Origin of the sequence: Amycolatopsis sp. NPDC049691 (assembly GCF_040675005.1) — a bacterium.
Classification (GTDB): Bacteria; Actinomycetota; Actinomycetes; order Mycobacteriales; family Pseudonocardiaceae; genus Amycolatopsis.
Map to the genome: position 1 here is coordinate 1 of NZ_JBFANX010000021.1, position 2,335 is coordinate 2,335.

Here is a 2,335-nt window from a genome sequence, read left to right on the forward strand (position 1 = left end):
CCGGGGGGCGGGCTCGCCCCCGCGGGGGGCGTCCCCCGTCCCCGGGGGCGGTTTTTTAGCGGGGTGGGTTTGGCCTCCCACCCATTTCCGAAATGGGTCGATCGCAACACGGCTAGAACTCCTGCTGCCGGAAAGCGTCCAGCACGCGCCGTTCCCTTTTGGTCGGACGGCCCGCGCCGCGGTCGCGCCGGGCGACCGGGATCGCGGTCTCCGGGGGCGGCTTCGGCGTCCGGTCCACGTAGCACGTCACCGCGTCCGGCGCGCCCACGCGTTTCTGGATCACCCGTACCACGTCGAGGATCCTGGTCGTCCCGCCGATGCGCAAGCGGACTTCGTCACCCGGCACGACGGTCGTCGCGGGCTTGGCGGGCTTGTCGTTGACGCGCACGTGCCCGCCCCGGCACGCCGCTGCGGCGTCCGGACGGGTCTTCGTCAGCCGGACCGCCCAGAGCCAGCGGTCCACTCGGGTCGACTCCACAGTCGTCCATCATGGCCCATTCAGCGGAATCCCCGCGCAACCCGGGGAGGTTACTCGCGGGTATATGTCGACTTGTCTGCACCACTGAGTTATAACCTGTTCTAATATACCTCAACGGTGAGGACTATCGCATGCGTGACGAATCCGTATGGAGAACAGCTTCTGGGCAAGTTTCCCGTCGTCTTTTCATTGCTGGAACTGGTTCTATCTTGGCGGCCGCGGCTGTGGGGAGCCGGGCGGCCGCCGCCACGATCGCCGACGCCGCGCGCGTGCCCGCGCTGGTCATCGGCTCCGGCTACGGCGGCTCGGTCGCCGCCCTGCGGCTGGCCCAGGCCGGCGTCGACGTCCAGCTCGTCGAAATGGGCATGGCCTGGGACACGCCCGGCTCCGACGGCAAGATCTTCGCGAACACGACCAGCCCGGACCAGCGCTCCTTCTGGTTGCGCACCAGGACGAAGCAGCCGCTGTCCAACTTCCTCGGGTTCCCGATCGACAAGGACATCCCGAAGTACACCGGCATCCTCGACGCGGAGGAGTTCGGCGGGATCATCGTGTACCAGGGCCGCGGCGTCGGCGGCGGCTCGCTCGTCAACGGCGGCATGGCCGTCACGCCGAAGCGGGAGAACTTCGGCGCGATCCTCCCGACGGTCAACGCCGACGAGATGTACGGCACCTACTACCCGCGCGCCAACGCCGGCCTCGGCGTCGGCCTCGTCGACCCCGCGTGGTTCGACTCCGCCGAGTGCTACCAGTACGCGCGCGTCGGCCGGAAGCAGGCGCAGCGGTCCGGGTTCCCGTTCGTCTTCGTCCCGGACGTCTACGACTGGAACTACATGCAGCAGGAGCAGGCCAACACGGTGCCGCGGTCGGCGCTGGCCGGGGAAATCCTGTACGGCAACAACTACGGCAAGAAGTCGCTGCAGAAGACGTACCTCCCGCAGATCAGGGCGACCGGCCGCGTCACCATCTCGCCGCTGCACCGGGTCACGTCGGTGACGCCCGCGTCCGGCGGCGGTTACGCGGTGACGCTGGAGCAGCTCAACACCTCGGGCGCGGTGATCGCGACCAAGGGCGTCACCGCCGACAAGGTGTTCTTCGCCGCGGGCAGCGTCGGCACGAGCAAGCTGCTGGTGAAGCTCAAGGCCACCGGCGCGCTGCCCAACCTCAACGGCGAGGTCGGGAAGGGCTGGGGCGACAACGGGAACGTGATGGTCGGGCGCGCCAACCAGATCTGGGACCCGACCGGCAGCCTCCAGTCGTCCATCCCCTGCGGCGGCATCGACAACTGGGCCGCGGGCGGCGCGTTCGCCGAGGTGGCGCCGCTGCCGACCGGGATCGAGACGTGGGCGTCGTTCTACCTGTCCATCACGAAGAACCCGAACCGGGCCCAGTTCTCGTGGAACCCGGCGACGCAGAGCGTGGACCTGAACTGGCAGACGGCGTGGAAGCAGCCGGGGATCGACATGGCGAAGACCATCTTCGACAAGATCAACGCGAAGGAGGGGACGATCTACCGCACGGACCTGTTCGGCGTGTACAAGATCTGGGGCGACCACCTGACGTACCACCCGCTCGGCGGCGCGGTGCTCGGCAAGGCGACCGACAACTACGGCAGGCTGGCGGGATACCCGGGCCTGTACGCGATCGACGGCTCGCTGATCCCGGGCAACACGAGCGTCAACCCGTTCGTGACGATCACGGCCTTGGCCGAGCGCAACATCGAGAAGATCATCGCCACCGACTTCTAGCAGTCTGCCGCGGCTCGTCGTGAGTGAGAAACGGTGTTAGAACACTGTTTCTCACAAACGAACCGTGGGACCGCAGCAACCAGACGGTGTAAGAAACGGAGAGCCTGGG

The 2,335-nt window shown here is 67.7% G+C and carries 2 protein-coding genes; one reads left to right on the forward strand and one right to left on the reverse strand.

Annotation, left to right across the window (positions count from 1 at the left end):
* Positions 1 to 112 precede the first annotated feature (112 nt).
* Positions 113 to 478, reverse strand: coding sequence for an RNA-binding S4 domain-containing protein (locus AB0J40_RS36340; protein WP_364462582.1), 366 nt, complete (start codon positions 476 to 478; stop codon positions 113 to 115).
* Positions 479 to 687: 209 nt separating this feature from the next.
* On the opposite strand from AB0J40_RS36340, the gene AB0J40_RS36345 reads away from it, so the two are divergent.
* Complete coding sequence (locus AB0J40_RS36345) at positions 688 to 2,226, forward strand: GMC oxidoreductase (protein ID WP_364462585.1); 1,539 nt, start codon at positions 688 to 690, stop codon at positions 2,224 to 2,226.
* Positions 2,227 to 2,335 lie beyond the last annotated feature (109 nt).